Genomic DNA, 24,085 nt, shown 5'->3' on the forward strand with positions numbered 1-24,085 from the left:
ATTACGCTCCCGCTGCAAATGGAATGTTATCGTCATAGCCTGTCAGCATGAGTTCTTCTATTTTTTGCCAAATAAAAAGAATCTTGCGGCCACCAAATGGTTTGATGTAATGAACGCCCTCAATGAATACTGCATCCTTAAGTTGATTGCGTATAGTCTTGCTGTCATATTTAATGCGTTGTGACAGCTCTTCGGTTGTTAAATAGGTATAACTCATAGTAAAATCCTTACTAAAGATTAAAGTGTTATTATCTGATAGCTTTATGACCTGCTATAGAACATAATTTACACTAAAAATAATCTTTTACAAGACATTTTTATCTACAGTAGGTAATTTTATTATGGAGGAGGTTATGGTGAAGTGTAATTTATCTAGAATTATGGGTGAGAAAAGGTTAAAGATTGCTGATGTGTCTAGGGATACGGATGTAAATAGAGGCACAATCACACGTATGTATAACGAAGAAGCGACAAGAGTGGATCTAGAAGTTGTAGAGAAGCTATGTTTATATTTGGATATTGAAGTGGGCGACCTTTATGAGATAGTTAAGGAAGAACAATAAACCTTCCTCCTTTTAGAACACAAGATAATACTGCGCTTATCAGTTATTACGCCAAATAATACGCAGCAAACTATAGCTCTCAAATAAGTTAAAGGTTCTATTAAGTAATAAAAAGCTCTATAGAAGGTTATTTTAAGTTGTAATAGCTCAAAATGTATGTATAATTTAATCTGTAGAAAGTCATTACGACTAACGGAAATGAATATTAATCTACAGGAGATTATCCATGAACACATTTATTAAACCGCCGCATGCTTCAATTTGGCTAAGCGCCGAAGCGATATCGCTATCTACCAAACTTATGGTAAACCTGCAAATACAACAGGGTTCACAGTTAGCAAAGATGCTAGGTGTTAACCCCATTTTTTATAATGATGAAGCGGTTAGGATATGGGTGCAACGAGAGCTAAATGAAGGATTAGCGCTGAATCGTTATACCTTAACGAATCTTGAGACCAAATTTTTGGCCATTATGAATCATTACGAGATTTCTTATTCGTTGTGATTAACGTTAATTATTTGGTTTGGAGATAGCCATGAGCTTAAAACTTATTTTTAGCGCTAATGCAGATCAGTCCGACATACAACTATGTGAAGACTATTGGGCATACGGCCATGATGGGCGGTATGTAGAGCATATAGAAATACTCTGCAAACAATACCATATCGATTATCATATTTTGTTTGGCGTACTAGCGGAGTGCCAGGCTTACTTAGATAATGTGCACTGTGAGTACTGTGGACGGCCGTATCAACTTGATGTGCCAGCGGATATACCTTACATCAGAAAACAATCATCTTGGTTCTGCGAATCATGTATCAGTTTTTCTGGCGGGCAGCTTACAGTTGGTAGGTAATAATTTAAAGAGTACTTAATAACCAGATTGCTAATGCTCTCTGGTTTTTTTTGATTGAAGATTTCTACATTTATCTTCTTTAAACATCCTTTCATGCTACTATTTTCAACATACTGGTATTAATGAAGGTAATTCAGCTATGGCATTAGAAGGTGGTGGGTTCGCAGATAAGTTTGGCAATAGCTATGAGTCAAACTGGGTTGCTGAGCAATTATTAAGGCTAGCTGAAGAAGAAATAGCTTCTGTTACCATTGAGCCATTGGGTAAAGATGAAATAGGCGTAGATTTGATTATCCGCGCAATAGATGGTCACAGAGAGTTTCATCAATGTAAATCTAGCAATAGTGATGCAGATGTATGGACATTATCAAGACTTGATCAAGCTGGCGTGCTAAAAAAAGCGTTTTATCAAATTAAAAGAGATAAATGTACTTTTAAGATCGTCTCTCCATTGTCTTTCACACAATTGTCTCATCTAAGTTTGAGTGCTAAAAATACGACTGATGATCCTCAAGATTTTATCAAAGAGCAGGTAAACCAAAGTGAAAGACGTCGTAAACTTTTTAGAGAGTTATGTTATAGATTAGATTTAGACATTGATAAAAAACCTGATATTCTTAAAGCTATTAATTTTTTAAAATACTTCGAAGTTGTTGCTTTTCATAACAACTCTGAATCACAGAACAAACTCGTTAAAATAGCTAAACGGTTATTTCTTGATACACCAAATAATGTTCTTGATTTCATAGAAAACTATCCCATAAGCTCTAATAGACTCCGTTTGCCAATCACTACATCCCAACTACTGAATGATATGCAGATGCGGGGATTTAATCTAAGAGTTTATGAAAATGATGAAAGGGTGTTTTCCGAGATAAAAAGGATTAATTGTGACTTTCAATCCACTATAAAACCCTTCCTCATTGAGGATAGCTTAATTAAACGTTCGGAACTCGAAGAATGCCTTGAATTCATGAATAGCTATCCTATAACCTTACTCAAAGCAGAAGCAGGTATGGGTAAAAGTGCTTTTCTACTACAGCTTTGTAATTACCTTAATGAGCAAGAATACATATCTTTGCCTATACGACTAGATAGAAATCGCCCTGAAAAAAACGCGGACACATTTGGGCGTGATTTAGGATTAACTCATTCACCTGTATTCTGCTTAAATACTTTTGCGGGTAATACAAAAGCAGTCATTATCTTAGATCAGTTGGATGCAATACGTTGGACAGCGAATCACTCTAGTAATGCGTTGCAAGTATGTCAGGAGATTGCTAGACAAGTTATTCAATTAAGAGAAAGTAATCATGATATCTGTTTGGTACTTGCCTGTAGAGATTTTGACTTAAAAGAAGATCCACAGTTGCAACATTGGATATTGGATCTCAATGATAAGGTTGCTCATATAGAATTATCAGAGTTACCTGCTGAGCAAGTCAAAGAAATTTTAGACCCTTATGAGAACTATGACTCTTTATCACCTATTAAACAGTCTATTCTGAGAATTCCGATATGGTTAAATTTATATTTACGAATTATTAAAGATAATCATGACAATCCAGACTTCACCAGTAAGATAGACCTTACTCGCTTGTACTGGGAAGATAGAATAAAACAGCTGAGTAAAATATTAACTGATATGAGTTTGGCTAACTCAATTGTTGATAATTTTGTAGAAAAAGCAAGCCAAAACATGCAGTTTTCTATACCTATAAGTTTGCTTAGCAATCCTAACCCTAATGCATTAGAGGCACTAATCTCTGTAGGTATATTGCATAAGCATGAGAATCAAATCAGCTTTCAGCATCAAGCTTTATTCGATTATCACTTAGGAAAACGTCTCTTTGATACTGCTAGACAGTCAAATGATGCGCTGCTTGAAGAGATTGGTTCTAAGTCTGAACAGACATTAACTCGAAGAGAACATATTAAATATGCTTTAAAATTGTTATCTCAGTATAGACAATCTTTATTTTGTCAAAACGTTTTAGCTTTGCTTAATAGTACTGATATTCGTTTCCATATTAAGTACTTAGCTATAAATGTGATTGGTGAGGTCGAAACTATTAAAGCACCTATGCGTAATTTGATTATGAACCTTATAAACGATGAAGAATTAAGTCAACCTTTTATTGACCATGCTTGTTTTGGAAACCCGCAAATGGTTGAGATACTATCAGAAAAAAATGTGATTTCTGAATGGTTAAATGGATCTGACTCGCAAATTGATCTAGCTATTCGATTATTAAGTTCTGTAGCTGGCAAAGCGTCCGACATAGTTATCAAGGAGATTAACCCATTTATCGGCGTATCTGAGGAGTGGAATAATAGATGCTACTCTGCTTTAAACTGGAACATTCAGGATGATTCAGAAGAGATGTTTGCAGTACGGAAAAGACTCTGGATGTTGAGTTGTAGTGTAAGGAATATTTCTTGGGAAAGCTTAATAAAAAAGCAACCATATAGAATGCTCGACATTTTGAACATAATGCTTGAAGAATATAAAAATAACGTAACTTCTTCTAAAGCTAATAGTACTGAACAGACAAGTCTTTCGCTTTTACGACAATCTTGGCATCAATATCAACTTGAAGGTTTAAAAGAGCTTTCAGTAACTTCAGCAGAAGAGTTATTAGCTGAGACAATGCCAAAAATATTTGGCATTGTCAGTAACCAAGTTGTGCCTACAGAAAAAAAGTATTTTTGGCTCGACAAGTCACGTTTTTCCTCTAATAAACCTCGAGAGCACTTAATTGAAAATATACTCGATATCTTAATATTAGCAGGTGAACAATTTACAAATAATAAGCAAAGACTATATCAGTTATTAAGTACACATTTATTAAACAGAGATGTAATAGTTGAATATGTAATGGCTCACTTACTATTGAACCTCTCCGTTGAGTACTCTGACCGTATTATTGAATGGCTACTCGATAATCCAGAAGCTAGGTTAGCATGTGGAAATAATTATGAAGAACCTAAATGGGTACTGACTGGCAAACTAATTGAAAAATTCTCGCCACATTGTTCTAATAAACTTTTCAATGTTCTTGAAAAGAATATAATAAATATTGGTATTAGTAAAAAGATAGAGAGTATTGGCTGTTATTTTGAATCTAGACGACATGGATATTTTGATAGTAGTTATTGGGGAGAAGCGCAATACTTTTTATTAAAAAAACTGGATGTTAATCGAGTTAGTGAGGAGTCTATAGATTTAAATAATGTTTTAGAAAGACGATTTGAGAAATTTAATACGAGAAATTTTTTCTCTGGAAACTCTGTAGGAATGGCTAGTGCGGTCACATCTCCCTTACCTGAACCTAATACCCTATCCGATAGAGCGTGGATGAAACTTATTCTAACGCCAGATGAAAAGCTAAACTCTACTAAAAGGCAATGGAAAGGTTTAATAGGAAAAGAGTCAAGCACATGGGCTTTTGCTACTAGTCTAAGTACAGCAGTGAAAAACGAACCTGAGAGGTTTGCAAGGCTAGCATTAGCACTGCCAAAAGACATTAACAAAGAGTTTATTGAAAGTATTTGCTATGGATTAGCAGATGATAACTCATCTAATTTAGCTGAAGGTTTTAAGGAAAACTGGCAACCCTGCCCGTTAGACCTTCGTTATGAAGTTATTAGACATTTTGGAGATTTTGATGAGAGTCAAGCACTTACAAGATTATTAGCAGATACTCCAAAAATTATAAATTACTCTGATATGTTGGATAAACTTATCGATATCGCTCTTCACTCATCTAATCCTGGTAATAACAAGCTCAATGTATATAACCCTAAAGAAGGAGATGATGCTGAGCATACTACTGCTGATAGTCTAATGCAAAATTCTATAAACTGTTATAGAGGTATTGCATACAGTGGTATTGCCAAAATATTTTGGGATAACGAAGAGTATGCACGGAATAATCTAAGTTTGATTGATTCTGCTATAAACGACTCGCACCCAGCTGTGAAAATTGTTGTAGTTGAACTGCTCGCTCCTTTTTTGAATTATGATACAGAATACGCTTTACAAAAATTTTTAGAACTATGTCATGCTGATTTACGTATGAGCTGCGCTCATTATGCTCACTATTTTTTCAATTTTGCTTTTATTGATGAATTTCAATATCAATATGTAGCATTAGTTAAACTCATGCTTACTTCTGAATATGAAGAGGTTCGTAAGCAGGCTGGTACACAAATTTTCGCCCGTTACTTCTTTAACGATTTATTTGAAAGTGAACTATCATCTATTTTAACAGCCGATGAGTCAATTAAGTTAGGAATTGCTCAAGTTCTAGCTCAATTGTTAATAACAGATGATTATGCAGAGCAAGAACACAAACTAGTTGATATGTACAGATCCTTAGTCAATGATAGCTCGCAGAAAGTGAGAGATGAATTGCTATTTTCTATTCGAGAAAAGAACTTTTGGAATAAAGCAGCCACTAAGGAACTGGTAGATATTTACATGAATTCTCAAATAGCACATACACAGCTATATCACTTATTTTATGCTTTAGAGAATCATGTCTTAGATCTAGAAGGCTATAAAAGTATGTTATTACAGCTATTCTCTGAAATAACTACAACTACTTTATCTGATGAGTCTAAACAGAGTGTTCATAGTGAAATGGATAAATTAACTAAAATATTGCAAAGAATATATGATGAAGCGGTTGATGATGAAGATGATGATATTTTGAATATATGCTTAGATATTTGGGATAACTTATTAAAATCAGATGGCTATGCAGTTAGACAGGCTTCTAAGCATCTTGAAGATGGGTTGCTTAGCTAGCGTTTAACGACTTCTATTATGCTGTATTTACTGAGCAATAATTGAGTAACATTAATCCTACTATTGGAGCGACTATGAAATCGCCTTTTTTACTATCTATAGCTGTTCTAACACTTTCATCTCTTATCTCTACTGTTGCTATAGCAGCGCCTAGTTTTCCTAAAGGTATAACTATACTTGATGACAAACATGAAGGCGTTTATTCAACGCTTTGGACAGCCTATCCAATGACTGTTGAGAGTTATATTGGCGCTAAAAAAAATATACCATCAACTATGTTAGTAGCATTAACAGCTAACGGTAAAATGAGCGAATTTAGAGGCATTATTAATGTGAATTGTGAAAATCCTCGATATTCAAGAATAGAGGGCGATAAAGACTCTAAAAGTTTAGACGAAGCAGTAGCTGATTACATAATACCTCAATAGGTAGTAAATAATCTCGCACGAAAATTCTGTATGTAAGCCAAATATATTCAAGCGAATAAAAAAGACGTCTATAGAATATATAGGCGTCTTTTTTATATTTACGTGAGTCATAAAGGTTAATCTACTCAACACTCAAGCTCATCCAACACAGCACGAAAGCTTGCTAGCCCAGCCTCAATATTATCGCTAGCCAGATCTTCAGGATTAGGTAGCTTACCTAGGTCCGTTAGCAAACTATACATAGGTTAGCTATTTTACCCAATAACGTTAAGTATCTGCTGCCGCACGTCTTGACCTTTATCATCTTTTTTAACTGCCATTAAAAATAAGCACTGACCCAGGCTATGACTTGCCCAAAGTTCGCCTACCATACGTTTCTCTGCTGAATCGTCATTAGTTTCGTAAGGCTTGCCTTTATACTCTACAACCAATATGCGACCGTCTTGCAATTCAACGATAAAATCAGGATAAAAGTTGGTATGTGCCAGTGGCAAGCTAAACGAAGCTTCCCCACGTCTGACTAGATTTCTTACCCAATGCTTAACTTGAGGTAGTAGATCAATAGTCTGAGCGCAATCAAACTCTTCACCTGAAGATTTCATGTCTTCAATTTGCGGATAATAATGTTTGTCAAACGCATAACTACCTGAATAGTAAGGTGGTCGCGTTGGATAATTATCTGCTTTAAACTCGTAACTAAAATCGTAAGTCGTAAGCACGTCAGCATCGCTTGAGAATAAGGTTTGCTGATATCCTTTAGTCATTGCTTGCTGTCTATATGCAGATACCAGCTCCTGTATAGAACGAGCAAGTGGATACTTATTACGTATGAGAGTAGTGAGTGTCAGCGCGGGTATTTGCAATAATTGATTGATAACCTTAGTTAAGAAACTCGTCATTTCTCGCTGGGTTACATCACTTTGACGGCATTCATGGTCTAGCCAGCCTATAAGCTCATCTTGGGTTACCTCGGTATTAGCCATGTTTAAATTTAAAGTTTGTGACTCATGAGCAAGGTTGTATTTAACTTTCTTGCCTTCTACATCGACTAGAAAGCTTGTCGTCTCTTCAGTGGGCTGATAGTCGAGCTTAGCTGGATAATCTAATAGATTCCAACCTGATACATCCAAGAATACTTCTTTCTCAACCAGTTCAAGCTCACCCTGAACCATGACACACAATCTTGGTAGCGGGGCAAATTTCACTCCGTTCTCTGCCGGTGACAAAGCGGCATGTACGCTAAGGTTATGCCTATCAAATGAAGTCTCAATCTCTTTTTTATTTTCAACGGCCACTTTAGTAATGGCTTTTTTCAGAGGCTCTGAGACTTTACCCGTAACCGTAACTACTTGGCGACCACCTACCTCAGAGATCTTAATGCTACTGCGTTCTTCTTCTGATAACTCGGTAGTATCTATCGTATCCTGCACCTCAACCATCAAAGAAGGTGGCGTCAACTTAGGCTTCGAGTTTATAACGTCATCTTTATCTACCTGACCAAATAAATCACCTTGATTGGCATCTTGTTGCCGAAGGAACGTGGCAACTTCTAACTCTTCAAAACCCATTGAGATAAGTTTATCTGTTAACTCCTTTGCCGCTTGTGCCAAACTTGTGGTTGCCAAATGTGCATAAGCTCTATTTAGATCTTCTATCACGCGGCGTTTTGCATAAGGCATGCGCAATACACGCCCCAATAACTGCTCAGCATCTTTACTAGAAGACACCTGTTTAACTGAACAGAATACGTAGGCAAATGAGCAATCCCAGCCTTCTTTCAAAGCTTCTATGGTAATGATGTACTCGATAGGACAGTTAGGGTCAAAAAGATCGATACCATCTAGCTCTCGCTGCGTCCCTGTAGCTACCGCGATTTTATCCTCAGTAATATTATGATCTTCAATCAGACACTTTTTGAGTATTTCAACCGTTACCTTGCCGTTCTTATTCTCCGCCTGTAGTAGGACGATAGGACGTATATAGTCGATATCTTGTTGTGCTTTAAGCGCTAATCTATCGCGGGTTAATACCGCATCACGTACCGCTTCTTCCCAGCCATTAATATGCTCGGTCAAAATGATAGGTAGTTTGATCATTTCTTCAGCTTTCAGTTGTGCCGCTGAGACATGATATAAGATATTACTACCATTGGTCGTTGAGGTGTTAGGGGTTGCAGTAAACTCAATAATAGCCGCAGGATGCACACGTTTTAGGGTATCAAAGGTCAATGACGTCCTAGCGTTGTGGGCTTCATCGACAATAACTAGAGGGTTATAAAGTGCTAATAGGTTGGCAAAAGAGTACTTTATCTTACCTATATCATTGACGGTCAAACCGTTTTCAGAAACATCATCTTCACTGACGGTCTCAAGCTTGTCATAAAAAGGATGCTGACGACTCAGTTTGGCGAAATGCGGTTCAAAGTCTTCATGATACTGATATACCTTACGATCAGACGTCTTAGCTACTCGTAAATTAGCAATAGTAGAGACTACTATAATTGTTTTATTGCCAATATCCTGGGCACGGATTTGATTGACATCAGCGATATCGTAAACACTGACTTGATTGGCAAAAGCGCGGTTTAAATGATCAGTATAGTCTGGATTGCTCTTGAGAGCCGAGACGGTTTGCTGCTGAATGGTAGTAGTAGGTACTAGCCATAATACAATCGGGAAATCTTGCGATAGATAATGAGTCGCAGCTGTAGATACCGCATAAGCGCCCAGCACAGTCTTGCCGCCTCCTGTCGGAATACGAATACAGACATAAGGTGTATCATCAAAAGAGTAAGCACGGTAAGGGGTTTCTACAAAATTATTATCCTGTAGTGTCTGCTGAAATGCTGTGTCAATATCGCCATCCATACGGCAACGCTGAAAAAAACTCGTAAGTGTGTCAAGTGCGCCTTGCTGATAGCTCTTTAGTTCAAACATCGCTTATCTTCCTTTCACATCGTATGGTATTTGCTTAAATATAATATTTTCACTTTTGAGACGGGCGTCTCCCATTCGGCTCGTCTCACCATAGATGACTTTTTTACCATTCTTTGGGTCTTCAGGATGAGGTGGCAGTATTGTTAGCACTTTTGATGTGAGTACGTTGCCACCGTTAGGACGTTTATCACCTAAAATACCGTTATAAAGTAGGTAGTAAGCGACGCCATTGTGCACGCCAAGTAGTGGTGATTTAGCTGACTGTTGTAGTGCTTGTCGGGTATCGCCATACCAAATATGCGAAGCAAGCGAATCAAAGCTGATACCTTCTCTTAAAGAGCCATTTTCGCTAAAAATGACTTCACCTAAGCGATAGAATTTGAAGCCACTACCTCCTGTCCAGTTGACGTCTTCTGAAATACCACCTTGCTCACCATCGACTACTTTTTTTAGCCTTGGCTGGCAATGAGTGACTGCATTTTCATCAAGTTCAATACCGATATAACGGCGGTTCATTTTATGAGCTACTGCAACTGTAGTACCAGAACCAAGAAACGAGTCTAGGATAAGGTCTTTTGGCTGTGTAGCTACTTGAAGGATACGCTGCATCAAACTTTCAGGTTTAGGTGTGGAAAATGGTGTATCTGAAAATAAATTAAGCGCTTCTTTTCTGGCTTCTTGATTATGACCTACCTCTGAATTCATCCAGATAGATCTAGGTACAACTGGTTTTGCGTCTTCAATAAACTTTTTAATTCGAGGTGACTTTGATAGTCCGTCTTTACCCCAGTAAATCATATTATTTTCGCAATGTTTTTCGTGAGTTTCTTGTCCATAAGCCCAAACTCGAGTTTTTTTTGGCCAAATCTCCTCGCCTGTATTCGGCTGGATAATAGGATAGTAAAGATTAGGTCGCTCTGTTGAACTCTTCGCACAAGTGTAAGCTGCTGAATTCCATAATCCACGCTCATCATTATCTGGATTTTTATAATTTTTAGCTTGAGCTTCATTCAATGGCAACCTATAAGGGCGCCATATAGTTTTGTTTTTTGCATATACAATAATATTGTCATGATCTTTACTGAAATATATAGCGTCATTAGCTGGCGAGGTTCTTTTTTGCCATATTATATTTCCTATAAAGTTTGCTCTTCCAAAAATCTCGTCACAAATAACTTTGAAATAATGGGCTTCGTTATCATCAAGCGTAATCCAGATTGAACCATCTTCAGATAATAGTTGCTGCAAAAGCTCCAAGCGTGGATACATCATCGACAGCCATTTGCTGTGCTCTAGATTATCATCATAGTGTTCAAAAGCACTTTTGGTGTTATAAGGCGGGTCAATAAAGATGCACTTTACCTTCCCTGAATGCGTAGGAATGAGCGCCTTCAATGCATCGAGGTTATCGCCTTGAATAAGCATATTGTCAGTATCTGACTCGCCATACGATAATTCCGGTACCAACTCTAATAGACGATACGGACAGTCACGCGCTGTGGTCAACGCTTGCTCTTTATTCAACCAGTTCAATATAGGCATATCGCCTCACTTCCTTCTTTATTTTCAGCCATAAATGGCTGGCATGTTTAGTGCTTAATATTCTGAGTGGTAATTTATCATATAACCCGCTTGCTCTCACCAGATATCGACCTGTAATACGATATCTTAAGCTTTTGCTTTGGTAGAGCTACTTTAAGCTATTGTTGGATATTTTTCAGCGTTGACTTGGATGGATGCGACATTACTTGTCGTATGCAAATGTTCTGTACCTATCAATGTTGGTAGAGACTTGATATATTCTATAACTATTAAAACTTAACAATTATTGAGAGGTAACGTATATGGCAGATTTACAAAAACAGTTCTTAAAATTTCATAATGCTATTAAATTAGGCACTTACGAAGAGAACGACTTTTTACGTAAAAAACGCGACCTAATCATCGATAAGCTTAAGAGTAAATTGGCAGAAAGAAAAGACGATGGTTATCCTCAGTATGAAAGAAGCTTCAACCAAGGAAGCTACGCTTTAAATACGGGTATTAAACCTGTCAGAGCTGGTGATTATGATATCGATGTTGGTGTACTTCTTGACTGTTATATTGAAGATTATGAAGATACTGTAGATCTAAAAGAGTTAATAGCAGAATGTATCCAACATACAAATCGTGATGTAGTGGTAAGTCGATCTTGTATTACAGTAACATATAAAAAAAATGGGATAGCTGATTATCATGTTGATTTACCAATATATGCCAAATCTAACAACGAATACGATGATACATACTATCTAGCTAAAGGTAGAAAAGGGTTAACTGAAGATAAGCGAATTTGGCAGGCAGCGGATCCTGAAGGTATCAACTCAATAATCAATGGCTTATATAAAGGTAATGATACCTATGAGGATAACGGTTCTGATCAACGTAGACAGTTTCGTAGATGTGTACGCTACTTAAAAAGGTGGCGCAACCATAAATATGTTGGTATCCATAGCATTGGACTGACTATGGCAGCGTATCATTGGTTAGAACCAGATGTAGATACCCAGAATGATGGAGAGGTTCTACTGGATTTAATTAAAACTATCCTTAGTAATTTTGATTACTTTGGTCGTCTCAGCATTAATCTGCCTATAACACCAGGTGGTGACTTGCTAAAATCTGTCAACGATGAGGATATGGCTATTACTAAGGAGCGTTTTGAGACACTAAGAGATAATTTACAATCAGCCGTCAATGAGCCAGACGCGCATGAAGCCAGTAAGACATTAAGAAAAATTTTTGGTGATGACTTTCCAGTAGTGGACAAAATCGATAAAGCTAAAAAGAGTAATGAAGCGCCATATGTCAGTACTGGCTCATCAGCATAGGTAATGTTATGAAAATCAGCGATGGCATACAGCAAAGCTTCAAAAATTATATTCAATCTCTTGGTGGTAAAAGCATTGAGAGCTATGATAAAAAGGATGGTTTTATAGCCATCGGCTTTGATTTAAATATTCAAGGTCAGACAGTACCTTTATCAGTCAAATATATTGATCAAAAGCGTTGGCTATCATTGCCTACAGTGTCAGTTGCTCAGTGCAACTTGCCAGCGTTAGATCATGTGGGTAATAACGGCTTGATATGTGTCACAGATCATCAAGGTGAGATGTTTGATAGCGCTGACTTATTTGGCCTCTTCAAATATGCTGTAGATACGGCTATAAGCATTCTGACGAATGCCCTTGAATCTTACAGTGCTGGAAACAGAAAGGCTTTATACGAAGAGATCGATGGTTACAATCAAACAGTCGTATCGGATGACCCTATTGTTATTGCGACGCATAATCCAAATCAGTCTGACAGCTTATATGCATGGTGTATTAATCTTACGAAACAACGTAATACACCTCAGTGTCATCATATCAAATACTTAGTTGACGGAGCTAGTCAACATCCACCTAGCTCCAACCCTTACACTGCTATAAAAGTAACTAAAATAATCCTGCCTCGTATCGAGAATTTTGTTATTCCTAATCTTTTCACATCCTTTGATGAACACTGGTGGGAACAACAAACCTTAAACTTCAGTACCCAACAGTTAGACAGCTTAAATAAGAAAAGTAAGTTTAAAATCGTTCTCTTAGAGATACCTACGCCTAAAATGCGTACTTACTTGGTCATCTCCTATTATCAGGATATGGCTTCGAATAAATATCGCAATTTTAAGATTCAAACCTTGCAGCGCGGTTGGCGCGAGTATTTACTTAATCGTACTGGCATGGAGTCTCAATTTTCAAGTAAGAAAACTGTTGTGATAGCCGGATGCGGTTCAGTTGGGTCAAGAGTTGCAGAGATACTGGCTGAGTCAGATGTCGATAAATTAATACTGGTTGATTATGATGATATGAAAACCGACAATATTATGCGGCATTACCTTGGAATACAAGATGTCAACCAGTCAAAGGTTAGTGCCCTTAAAAATCGTCTCCAACAAAACATACCTGAATTAGAAGTAGTAGTCTACAAAACTAATATCTTAAACTGGCTTAATAGCCAGAATGATGAACAGCTATCTGAAATTCATTCCATAGTGTTAGCTACTGGTCACCCTCCCACAGAACTAGAGGTGTGCCGCCGCTTATATACTTACGAGGCGAATGTCCAAGTTATATCTGGTTGGCTAGAGGCTTACGGGTTGGGTGGTCATATTCTAGGATTCAAAAGCAATGAGGATGGCTGTTTAAAATGTCTTTACTATGATCACGATGGCAATCCTTCAAATTATATAAATACCAGTTTGTTTAGTAATCCTTCAGGCATAGTTTTATCAAGAAATATCACTGGATGTGCTGGAGCGTTCACTGCATACGGTTCAGTTCATGCTATGAAAACAGCAGTAATAATGGCTGAATATGTAATCGAGAATAAAGTAGGATTACAGTCATGGTGCGCTACCAATAAGTTACCGACCAACTATAACTTGAAGGCCACCAAACATCACGCATTGGCTCTACAAAATGGTGGCTACTACTTACAGTCTTTAAATACTATTAAAGTGGCAGGTTGCTCATGTTGCAGTACCTAAATAAGCGCATTATATGGAAAGAAAAAGAAAATGATAAAGCATACGATGGCGCAATAGCCGAGTCTGTCATATCCACATGGTTCGATTTTAGACAGTCACAAGCCAAATCCAAGGAAGCTGGCGGTATATTATTAGGTAGCTATTATCCAGACAGTCATACAATAGTAGTAGACGACTTAACTACGCCAATGTTCAGAGATAGACGTACTCGTACCACTTTCTTTCGTTCCAAATCTCACGATAAAGCTCTGAAAAAATATTGGAAAGATACCAAAGGTTTTGGTGGTCTGCTAGGTTTATGGCATACACACCCTGAGCCAAAACCCAATCCATCTAGTACGGACTTAAATGATTTAGCGAGTCAATTCACTAGTTCTAAATATTTATCGGAACGTATTTTGTACGTCATCGTTGGTACTAGTCATATTGGCTTTTGGATTGCATACTCTCAAAACTCTAAAATATTTTTAGGCTATTTACCTTTTTCTACTGAATTGGACGATTAAATAATGACTACAAATAATCTATCTGTAGTAACTCAGATCCCGCATGATCAAACCCTAAACAAGACTATATTTACTGATCTTGACTCAGCCAAACAATATCTTGATCATCTTAAAGAGACAGGATTGCAATGGGATTCTGTTGGCTTTCTTTCAGACGCAAGCTTCCATAACTTACTGACATTGCTGTTCAATGATGGTGAGCTACTTGATGTTTTTACGTTTTCTCTTACAGATAATGACAATCACTTATTCATTCAATACTTAAGTAAAAATTTTGAAATAACGGTGGATTATAGACTTTCTGAAGTTGAAGTTTTTGAAAATAAAAATATAAATCAGAAAAATGAAGTTATGTCTTTATGGTCTGGTTGTCTTCAAAGCTCATATTCTGTAACGAATGAGTCGTTAAAAGATTTTGTAAATGATCTAATTTTGAAAACTAATGATGGTGGTAGAGGTAAAGATTTTACAGTTAATACAATACGTAAAGTCATGGATGATAGCCATGGTAGATGTATGTTCAGAGGATGTGGTCAACGTTTAGATGTAGACGAACTGACAGGTTATGAAGGTAACTACGGCTATTTAGCTCATATCACTGCATCCTCTACTAAAGGCCCAAGAGGAACACTATATCTATCAACTCTATTGTCTAATGAACCCAGTAACGTTTTATTGTTATGTGATGTACATCATCGCTTGGTAGATAGGGTTGCAAGCTCATATTATCCAGCGCCATTATTAACTAAAATGCGTGAAGAGCATGTTTATTTGTGCAACAAGTTACTTGATGCTCTAAATTATACGCCAGTTGATATTTTCTTTATTCCTTGGGGTGTAAACAGTCAGCATGTAGAAAAACCTAATTCAGTGGCAATATCAAAGTCCCTAAGTGTATTTGAACATAGAGCATCAGATCATATTATTAGTGTGAACTCTGGTGCAAGTGAGTCAATGGATCTTGATAATAGTTTTGAAGAGAATGCTTCAAAGAATATCGAGAAATGTGTTAATAGAATTCATGATCGGACTGAAGGGTCTGGTGCTGCAGTATTCGTTTTAGGTCCAACTTTTGCTTTAATAGGTTTTGGCGCGAAGTTTGGTAATAAATCCAAATTAATGCCAATGCTGCGTTACAGAGATGCTAGTAGTTGGATGTGGCCTGGAGTAGATCCTAGGGAAGATGCGTTTATTATTGATGAGCCAGAGATTGACCCAGAGCAATCAGAGGTTATTGTTAGCGTCAAACTAACTGCAGATGCTGAAATGATTGATTCAACAATTGACCATCTTAATCAGCAAGCCCAAGACAAGCTTCCAGTAATAAATATATATCCTCCTCAGAGTTACGGATACGGTAATGGCGCAATAGCGCATCCACTTGAGGGTGAGAAACTAGCTAATAGACTTAAGGAGATTTTTACTAAATTGAATCAAATGCATGGTATCAAAAAAGTACATCTATTAGTTTGTGCCTCAAATGCTGCTTGTGTATATATTGGTCAAGCTATAGATAGACATCAACCTGAGTTTATAGCCTACGATTATGGAGACAAAGTAATGGAGCCTAAGCTCAGAATATACAACGATGGGAATACTACAGTCATTGAATGTGTGAAAGTCGACTGTGAATAATAGGGTCTGTTGAACATTCAAATATTAGGGCTGCTGATTGCTAAAATTGCACCAAACTAGGCGCAAACCGACGATAATGTCGAGACCTTAGCTAGGCTTGCAACAACGTTTGGGGTGATTTTAGCATCAGCCTTTCAGGGAAATACTCTTTTTTGCCAATATATGGCGAAATTGTTTAACCTAGAATGACTAGGCATCAAAAATTTCACTGCATATTGTCTAAAAAATAATGACTGCCAGCACCACATTTGAATGTTCAACAGACCCTATTTAATTTTAAAAACTGAAGTTACAAATAATTCATCCAAAGAGCAAAACTACAAGGATTACAATGAACTGGAATAAATTTGCCATCAAAAATGAAAATAAGGAACAATGGGCGTTCGAGCAGATGGCTTATTTATTATTTTGCTCAGAGTTTAACAATAATGTTGGATTATTCAGATATAAAAACCAAACAGGAATTGAAACTGAGCCGCTTGAGAAAGATGGCGTAGTTTATGGTTTCTCAGCTAAATACTACGAAGTATCTATTAGTGATAGAAAAAAAGAAATTATTGAGGCTATTATAAAAGCCAAAAGTAAGAACTCTGAAGTAGACGTTATTTATTTTTATATCAATCAGGAGCTATCTGAAAGCTCTCTAAAAGACAGAAAGAAAGCTAGCTATGAAGTCGAAATAAATGAAGCTTGTAAAAAGCTTGGCGTCTCACTTGAATGGCGTGTACCTAGTCATTTTGAACTTCAACTAGTTTTACCAAAGCATAAGTATATTCAAGACCTGTTTTTTAGCTTAAATCCAACTTTAGATAAGTTGCGCGACAGTGTTTTTGCTCATAACACTAGTATCTTAAACGCTATTCGTACCAAAATCAGCGTAAATCAGCAGCAGATAAAAATTGAGCGCCAAAATTATATTTCAGAAATTGAAGAGCTTACGCGTGGGAATAAGCACATTATCTTATCTGGTGAGGGTGGTAGTGGTAAAACAGCTATTCTTAAAGAGTTTTATCAGCAATATTCCCTTGATATACCTATATGTATATTCAAAGCCACAGAGTTAAACGTTAATCATGTTAGTGATTTATTCCGTTTTGAACATAACTTTTCAACTGCTGACTTCTTAAGTACCTACGAAAATGAAATTACTAAATTATTTATAATTGATTCTGCAGAAAAGTTAGCCGACTTAAGCAATCAAAACGTGTTACATGATCTAGTTAATAGTCTCACAGCACACGGTTGGACGATAATCTTTACTACGCGTGCCTCTTATTTAGATGACTTACGTTTTCACATAAATGAAAGCTACCAGCTACAGTGTGAGGTTTTAGAGGTTGAGTTGTTGTCAGGTAAAGAGCTAATTGAAATATCTGATGAATTTGAAATTGTTTTACCTAATAATGATAGTTTTAAGGATAGACTAAGAAATTTATTTTATCTTAATGAGTATATTGCCTACTATCAAAGTGAAGAAGCTATCAGTAATTTTACTAGTTTTATAGACTTACTTTGGAAAAAGAAAATTCAAAATAGCCTTGTCAAAAAGAACAATATTCATATTAAGAGAAGTCGATGTTTAGAAAAAATTGCAAAGCAGCGCGCTGACACTAATCGTTTCTATATTACTGGTGATAGCCTTCCTCAGGATGCATTATACCAGCTAAGAGTAGATGACATCTTAGGCTATGATGAGCAATATGACGGATATTTCATAACTCATGATATATTCGAAGAGTGGGCTTTAAACCATATTATAATCAAGAATTACCAAAACTACGTAAATATTGAGGATTTTTTTAGAGAGCTAGGTAATTCACTAGCAATCAGAAGGGCTTTTAGACTTTGGCTATCTCAGAAATTAATAGAAGAAGATACTGATATTAAAAGGTTCATTAATAATGTCTTTGTCAGTGACATAAGCCAGTTTTGGAAAGATGAACTATTGGTTTCAGTGTTACTGTCAGAGTACTCGTTCGAGTTTTTTAAACTATACGAAAATGAGTTGATAGCAAATAATTTTTTTATTTTAAAACGTATTATATTTTTATTACAGGTTGCCTGTAAAGACGTTGTATCTTTGCTACAGAATACTAGACCCAAAGGTAAAGGTTGGCAAGCAACTATTGATTTTATCTATAAGCATCAGCTTAATTTTTTTGAAAGTAATAGAAATAGAGTTCTACCGATCTTATTGGATTGGTGTCAAAGTAACCCTAGAGGAGAAACTACAAGACTTACTGGTTTACTTGCAGTTAGTATTCTAAAGAAGACAGAACAAGGAGAACATATATACTCTCGAAACGAAGATAATAATATTTATAAAGTTGTTTTTGCGTCATGCCGTGAAATAGAAGACGAAATAAAGGAAATCTTTGATAAAGTCATTGAGCATGTTTGGGTTGAGCATAATAATCCGTATCAAGACTTCTGTGTAACGATTCTAACTAAATGCTATTTAGCTATTCCGTTAATACAGCTATTACCAAAATCAGTCATTGAACTATGTGAAATATTCTGGATCGTAAAGAAAGATGATGATTTCTACCGTTCGTTGAAATATAACCCTGATATGGAAACGAGATATGGTATTAAAGATAGTCATGATTTTAAATATTACCCCGCAAGTGCTCACCAAACACCTATCTATTGGTTACTAAATACAAAAGACTACTCAAATGCAATCGATTTTATCATTCGTTTTACGAACTATGCCGTAGCAAATTATGCTCAATCAGAATTAGGTAGAGAAGATGTTGCCAAAGTTAAAATATACACTCAAGATAAAGAAATCTCACAATATCATAGTTTCGCATTATGGACGATGTATAGAGGTCACGGTAGCCCTGTAACACCTTATTTACTTCAATCTATACATATGGCATTAGAGAAATTCCTAATACAAATTTCAAATGATGAAAACATTGATGATTATATTGTTAGGGTACTATTACTGCGTATTTTAAATACAGCAGATTCGACATCTATAACGGCCATTGTAGCTAGCATTGTATTAGCACATTTTAATACTTTTAATGATATAGCACTTATGCTTTTCAAAACTATTGACTTATTTCACACTGACACTATGCGATGTAGAACAGAGTATCGAGTGAAGTCAATTTCTAGTACGGGATATGGTTTTAACTTAGATTTAAAGAATATTCTTTATAGAGATGAGCGTCTCAAAACTTGTGAAGACAAGCATAGAAATTCGAATTTAGAGCACTTATGTCTGCACTATCAATTTTATGGCGTAAAAAGCTTTTCAGAAGGTCAAAACTCAGACTTTATTGAAAATATTCTTAAGATTATCGATCAACATAAATCTGAGTTGAGTGATGGAGATGAAACTACAGGTATATTGTTAGCAAGAATGGATAGACGTAATTTAGTACCTGAGGTAATCGAAGAGGAAGAACAAACCAAAGTTGCTTTTACACCAAAATTGACAGAAAAACAAAAAAGGATTAGTGAAACAGCACAAGTAGAATATAACGAAAGGTTTAAATATACTTCATTGGACTTGTGGTCAAATTCTAGCAACGATGAAGAGTATGAGAGTAGTAAAAAGTACAAGGGTAATGCTTTACTGGCTTTAAATGATACTAAAAGTTTATTAAAAGAGCTTGAAAGCACATCAGATGCAACTTTTATACAGCTCAATCGCAATATTGCTTTTCATAGTTGTTCAAAGCTAATTATTGAATATAGCCATCTCCTTCCAAAGTCCGACAAAGATTTATGTAAAAAAGTCATTGAAGCTGGTATTAAGAGACTGTTCTTGGATAATTATGGCTATCAAGTTGGCGATGGTATGGAAGCTTGTATACAGGTTTTACCCTATTTGATTGATGAGTATGCTGGAGATAGTGATGATCTAATCTTAATTTTAATAATGATAATGTTTGATAAACACTGGTTAGGAACATACAAAACAGTCTGTGAACATGCAATTGAAGCGGTTCATCAAAAAAACGTCTGGGAGAAAAATCCTGAAATTGCTTCAAATATATTTAATGGCTTCATTAGATTAAAACCAATATACGACGAAGCCTTAAAGGTTCTAGAAAGTAATAATGAACAATACAGTTTGGAATTGGATAAGAAGCAAGAGATACTTAAAAAATTCTTAGAATTATGCGAAGCAAAAAAAGTATTAGATGAGCCACTAGATAAAATTGTTATTGATGCAAGTCAGTTAAGTCTTTTTGGTATCGCTGATCTAGAGACAGTTTATTTATTACTCCCAAACGATACGACTAGTCAAAATCACTTAAATATTTTAGCTTCCACCTTACCTACTATTGTGGAGTTACTACTTAAAAACAGGCGAGATATTAATAATATCCATAATTTATATAAAATCAGACTAAATATCCTTGAAAAAATAAGTACTATTATTGTTCATCAAAAGAATAAAGATATTATAGATAGTCTATTACAGCCATTTTTAAGTTATTTGAAAAAGAGCGAAGAAACGGAACAGCTAATTGAGTGGTTTGTTCGAGCAGAAGATATTTTTTATCAGCCAGCAAGTTTTTGGCACATTTGGCGAGTATTTTATCCTGAGATAATTAAACTTTATCCTCAAACTAGCTACAATCGTGATTACGACAATTTAATTATTAACTATCTACTTGCTTGGGGAAGTTGGAAGCAGAATACAAAAGAATGGCGTAGCTTAAAAGAAAATAACTTATGGTTATATAGTAGTATATCTAAAGATTTAGGCTATCACCCTTCGGTACTATATTCAATTGCAAGAGTACTAAATTCAGTAGCTAGCAACTTCCAAGATCAAGGTATTGATTGGATTAGTAGTATCACTTCAAATAATTATGATTTAAAACTTGGAGACGTTGAATCTGATACTTTGTTTAATTTAGAGAATTATTTACGTCAATACCTATTTTTGAATCGTCAAAGAATTAAGCAGGATGTCAGATTAAAAACTAAAATAATCAACATTTTAGACTTTATGGTTGAGCGAGGTTCAGTTCATGGTTATTTATTGAGAGAGAGTGTTCTATGAGGTGTTGTGATAGCCATTCACTCTCGACTTTCAATTACAGCAAGTTGAGAGAAAAAGCCCCAAACAAGCTAATGTTTGAGGCGAAATAGCTTAACTTACTTTATCACTACTCGCTAAAACTATACTCCTATCTACAACATCCATTACATCATCAGTTTTGAAATGCTGACAGATTTTTTCATAGCTCACAGCTTTACCATTTCTACGATCTCTGTATACCGTATTAATAATGTCATCTTTTGAGTCTTCAGTAGCATTATTTAGCATATGAGTGACCAGTTCATCCTCATTAAGCTCGCAGGCTAGTAAGAATGGAGTGTATCCGTCGATGCCACTCCAATCATATCTAGCGCTAGGATTTGCACCTCGATCAATTAGTAGCTTTGCTATTTTGCGCATTTCGCTCAAATCAAATAACTCGTAGTTTGCTTGAGTTTGTTCTTTAAAAACTTCAAATAGCTCTTTAAGAATAGCCATTGCATTTGAACTTTTCTTACCTTGAGCAAGATGGTGACTCACTTGTTTTCTATTGAGGCCAAGGCTACCTTGAGTTTCTCTAATAAAAGCAGAAAACTCATAATCGCTCATCCTAGCTATCGCTTTTTCTGGATCTTTTGTCATCATAGAGAACTGGTTAAGTAGCTGTTTTGAGTTCTTAATCGTTCCAATTAAAGATATACACATAGTTAAGGCATCTACATGACCGCTGCCGCCTTTTTGGCTCACATCCGCTCCTAGGCTTAGGATATGTTCAACGACCTCGAGTCGTCCTGTTTGCACTGCACTTAATAGTGTAAACAGATGCTTTTTAGCGGTTACCGCGTTGATTGTCTTTGGTGCATACTCCAAATCTTTAAGCACTTTATAAAAGCTATCGTCTGGTTCATGAAGCTCAGTTAAATTCATATGCTGTAAAGCAACTAATAAAGCTGACTCGTTGTTATCAGAGAGGATGTTGATATCAGCACCAGCTTGTAAGAGTTGATTAACAGCATCTAGATCCTTTCGTAATGTATTCCAAATAAGTTGTGTCGTTACTTGCTTGCTCTTACCCTTGTTCCTATGAAGCTTGGCATTGTCATTTACTTTCACTTTTTTATTAGGTTTTTTTAGGTCAAGTGCTAGCTCTTTCGCGTTTAAATGTATAGGTAGAACAGCTGAGCTCACTCTATATTTTTCTGGTAGTTCAACTTTAAAGTTATTGAACACCTTTTGAGCATTGCTTCGCCACATATTGATTTCCCAGTCTTCAACTAGGTTTTCCTTCTTACGTTTGGTATCCTCAGTCAATATCGTAGGTAGAGTGTAGCCATATAGGTTTTGGACACTTTTTAGCTTTGATATTAAGTTCATATCAGGTCTCTCTTGCCAGCTAGCAATCACGAAACCGACTTCGATAATCTGCTCGCATAAGTGTCCTGACCGATAAAGACTAAGCTCAAATGTATTAACAAAATACTCTTTTGCTTTCTCTATTTCATCCTTCGAAAAACTGCTTAGACTATAAGTCAGAAGCTCTAAAATAATAGTAGAAGGTCGATGAAGAAATTGCTCATCTTTATTCTGATATAGAGTGGCTACATATTGCATATCTCTTTCATGTAGTGCTAATAGTAAGTCCTCGAATTGAACCATCAGAGCTTTAAAAGATGTAGGCGGCTTTAAATATTGGGTCAATAATTCAAAATCATTGTGTTTTTTAAAGTACCCAATAGCACGAGCCGTTATTAAGAAAATCAGAATATTCTTTGATATATCATGGTGCTTAGGATTGAGAATCGCCAGCAAACTGCCATAACTGGGTAGGTCATCACCGCGACGCCATGCCGTAATCTTATCTTTATCGCCCTTAGATAAACTGGTATAAAAAGCATTCCAACCTTTAACACGTTTTTCAATAATTTTGAAAGTAAGCTCCAAGCCTGTAGAGTTATCAGTCATTAGCTCAATGTAGTCAGATTTTTCAAAGGGTCTTGTTCTTGTTCCTAAAAAAGAGACAATATTAATTAAATAAGGGCAAAAAAATGCTTCAATTACCCAAGGTCCAATATCATCTCTATGCTGCTCTGATAGATTATAGGTTGCTACTATCTTTAGGTAATCATCAAACATCTGAGCAACCAAAGCCTTAAGCTCGTTCTCAACTGATTTTTTTAGCTCAACTCGTTCGATAACTTTATGTATATGTATATTGATAAGCTGGTCAAGCTCATTCTTACTTAGATATAGATCATGACATTTGTTATCTAACGATTCACTATCATTCTTGCTGTCAATTGCTGTAGCAATAGCTCTTACTACTTCAGCAGGGAAAAAATAAGGGCTCTTCTTAATGCTTGTAGTTCTCATTGTGCATATCCTTCTTTTGTATGTCTAATATCATTGATAAAATTTTTAAGAGCTCTATGATCGCTCGGTGTTTTAGAAAAAGTAACAGATTGTCCACTTGGCGCAACGATCTGATTGTGTTTTCTTCTCTTTCTAAATAACCAGCCTTGCTTTATTAAGTGCTTTATATGATGATTAAAATCATTATTGGTCGAATATCTCATATTTTTGAAAGCAGATGTGGCTTGCCGCCACATCTGCCTCTCCAAATTAATTGTATTTGAATTTATTTAGGCTTTGCATTTCCACGATTTGATCCTGACGAGTTGCTTGAGCCATTCTTAGTTGGCCAGTTTCCGCCGTTGCCTTGGTTCGAAGTTGGTTTTGATTGTGTAGACTTACTCATGGTGTAGC

Annotated in this window: 14 protein-coding genes; 9 read left to right on the forward strand and 5 right to left on the reverse strand. The window is 36.1% G+C overall.

The annotated features are described in order from the left end of the window. Position 1: 1 nt before the first annotated feature. Entirely contained in the window at positions 2–217 is a 216-nt protein-coding gene (locus ACT3QR_RS00235; protein WP_021813684.1) for a hypothetical protein, read from the reverse strand. Between the two features lie 136 nt (positions 218–353). Between ACT3QR_RS00235 and ACT3QR_RS00240 the strand changes: the two genes are divergently transcribed. The 4 genes from ACT3QR_RS00240 (at position 354) to ACT3QR_RS00255 (ending at position 6,661) form a co-directional block, all read left to right on the forward strand. Next, positions 354–563 (forward strand): helix-turn-helix domain-containing protein, encoded by a 210-nt coding sequence (locus ACT3QR_RS00240; RefSeq protein WP_020442990.1) that lies wholly within the window; start codon positions 354–356, stop codon positions 561–563. 226 nt (positions 564–789) lie between these two features. Then, positions 790–1,068 (forward strand): hypothetical protein, encoded by a 279-nt coding sequence (locus ACT3QR_RS00245; RefSeq protein WP_296173466.1) that lies wholly within the window; start codon positions 790–792, stop codon positions 1,066–1,068. Positions 1,069–1,559: 491 nt separating this feature from the next. Then, complete coding sequence (locus tag ACT3QR_RS00250; protein ID WP_444519410.1) at positions 1,560–6,233, forward strand: hypothetical protein; 4,674 nt, start codon at positions 1,560–1,562, stop codon at positions 6,231–6,233. Between the two features lie 74 nt (positions 6,234–6,307). After that, the gene (locus ACT3QR_RS00255; protein WP_444519411.1) at positions 6,308–6,661 is read left to right on the forward strand and encodes a hypothetical protein; all 354 of its coding nucleotides are present in this window, start codon (positions 6,308–6,310) and stop codon (positions 6,659–6,661) included. A 254-nt stretch (positions 6,662–6,915) separates the two neighbouring features. Here ACT3QR_RS00255 and ACT3QR_RS00260 read toward each other — a convergent pair whose 3' ends face one another. After that, on the reverse strand, positions 6,916–9,597 hold the full coding sequence (locus ACT3QR_RS00260) for a DEAD/DEAH box helicase (RefSeq protein ID WP_444519412.1): 2,682 nt from the start codon (positions 9,595–9,597) through the stop codon (positions 6,916–6,918). Positions 9,598–9,600: 3 nt separating this feature from the next. Next, a complete protein-coding gene (locus ACT3QR_RS00265; protein WP_201559902.1) occupies positions 9,601–11,139 on the reverse strand; it encodes a site-specific DNA-methyltransferase in 1,539 nt (512 codons plus the stop codon). A 302-nt stretch (positions 11,140–11,441) separates the two neighbouring features. Here ACT3QR_RS00265 and ACT3QR_RS00270 point away from each other — a divergent pair, with 302 nt between their 5' ends. The 5 genes from ACT3QR_RS00270 (at position 11,442) to avs4 (ending at position 21,343) form a co-directional block, all read left to right on the forward strand. After that, entirely contained in the window at positions 11,442–12,467 is a 1,026-nt protein-coding gene (locus tag ACT3QR_RS00270; protein ID WP_444519413.1) for a cyclic GMP-AMP synthase DncV-like nucleotidyltransferase, read from the forward strand. A gap of 8 nt (positions 12,468–12,475) precedes the next feature. After that, positions 12,476–14,167, forward strand: coding sequence for a ThiF family adenylyltransferase (locus ACT3QR_RS00275; RefSeq protein WP_444519414.1), 1,692 nt, complete (start codon positions 12,476–12,478; stop codon positions 14,165–14,167). Beyond that, the gene (locus tag ACT3QR_RS00280; RefSeq protein ID WP_201559899.1) at positions 14,152–14,673 is read left to right on the forward strand and encodes a Mov34/MPN/PAD-1 family protein; all 522 of its coding nucleotides are present in this window, start codon (positions 14,152–14,154) and stop codon (positions 14,671–14,673) included. Before ACT3QR_RS00275 ends, ACT3QR_RS00280 begins: the two co-directional genes overlap by 16 nt. 3 nt (positions 14,674–14,676) lie before the next feature. Then, positions 14,677–16,308 (forward strand): SAVED domain-containing protein, encoded by a 1,632-nt coding sequence (locus tag ACT3QR_RS00285; RefSeq protein WP_444519415.1) that lies wholly within the window; start codon positions 14,677–14,679, stop codon positions 16,306–16,308. A gap of 331 nt (positions 16,309–16,639) precedes the next feature. Next, a complete protein-coding gene (avs4, locus tag ACT3QR_RS00290) occupies positions 16,640–21,343 on the forward strand; it encodes an AVAST type 4 anti-phage nuclease Avs4 (protein WP_444519416.1) in 4,704 nt (1,567 codons plus the stop codon). A 90-nt stretch (positions 21,344–21,433) separates the two neighbouring features. On the opposite strand, the gene ACT3QR_RS00295 is transcribed toward avs4, so the two are convergent. Both ACT3QR_RS00295 and ACT3QR_RS00300 read right to left on the reverse strand, forming a co-directional pair. Beyond that, a complete protein-coding gene (locus ACT3QR_RS00295) occupies positions 21,434–23,692 on the reverse strand; it encodes a hypothetical protein (RefSeq protein ID WP_444519417.1) in 2,259 nt (752 codons plus the stop codon). Beyond that, positions 23,689–23,928: a hypothetical protein gene (locus ACT3QR_RS00300; RefSeq protein WP_442333786.1), complete on the reverse strand. Its 240-nt coding sequence runs from the start codon at positions 23,926–23,928 to the stop codon at positions 23,689–23,691. The genes ACT3QR_RS00295 and ACT3QR_RS00300 overlap by 4 nt, the downstream gene beginning before the upstream one ends. Between the last annotated feature and the right edge of the window lie 157 nt (positions 23,929–24,085).

The organism is Psychrobacter sp. AOP7-B1-25, from assembly GCF_052376195.1.
Lineage (GTDB): Bacteria > Pseudomonadota > Gammaproteobacteria > Pseudomonadales > Moraxellaceae > Psychrobacter.

Coding starts and splice junctions, on each gene's coding strand:
- ACT3QR_RS00235 (WP_021813684.1), bottom strand. CDS start 217: ATGAGTTATACCTATTTAACAACCGAAGAGCTGTCACAACGCATTAAA.
- ACT3QR_RS00240 (WP_020442990.1), top strand. CDS start 354: ATGGTGAAGTGTAATTTATCTAGAATTATGGGTGAGAAAAGGTTAAAG.
- ACT3QR_RS00245 (WP_296173466.1), top strand. CDS start 790: ATGAACACATTTATTAAACCGCCGCATGCTTCAATTTGGCTAAGCGCC.
- ACT3QR_RS00250 (WP_444519410.1), top strand. CDS start 1,560: ATGGCATTAGAAGGTGGTGGGTTCGCAGATAAGTTTGGCAATAGCTAT.
- ACT3QR_RS00255 (WP_444519411.1), top strand. CDS start 6,308: ATGAAATCGCCTTTTTTACTATCTATAGCTGTTCTAACACTTTCATCT.
- ACT3QR_RS00260 (WP_444519412.1), bottom strand. CDS start 9,597: ATGTTTGAACTAAAGAGCTATCAGCAAGGCGCACTTGACACACTTACG.
- ACT3QR_RS00265 (WP_201559902.1), bottom strand. CDS start 11,139: ATGCCTATATTGAACTGGTTGAATAAAGAGCAAGCGTTGACCACAGCG.
- ACT3QR_RS00270 (WP_444519413.1), top strand. CDS start 11,442: ATGGCAGATTTACAAAAACAGTTCTTAAAATTTCATAATGCTATTAAA.
- ACT3QR_RS00275 (WP_444519414.1), top strand. CDS start 12,476: ATGAAAATCAGCGATGGCATACAGCAAAGCTTCAAAAATTATATTCAA.
- ACT3QR_RS00280 (WP_201559899.1), top strand. CDS start 14,152: ATGTTGCAGTACCTAAATAAGCGCATTATATGGAAAGAAAAAGAAAAT.
- ACT3QR_RS00285 (WP_444519415.1), top strand. CDS start 14,677: ATGACTACAAATAATCTATCTGTAGTAACTCAGATCCCGCATGATCAA.
- avs4 (WP_444519416.1), top strand. CDS start 16,640: ATGAACTGGAATAAATTTGCCATCAAAAATGAAAATAAGGAACAATGG.
- ACT3QR_RS00295 (WP_444519417.1), bottom strand. CDS start 23,692: ATGAGAACTACAAGCATTAAGAAGAGCCCTTATTTTTTCCCTGCTGAA.
- ACT3QR_RS00300 (WP_442333786.1), bottom strand. CDS start 23,928: ATGTGGCGGCAAGCCACATCTGCTTTCAAAAATATGAGATATTCGACC.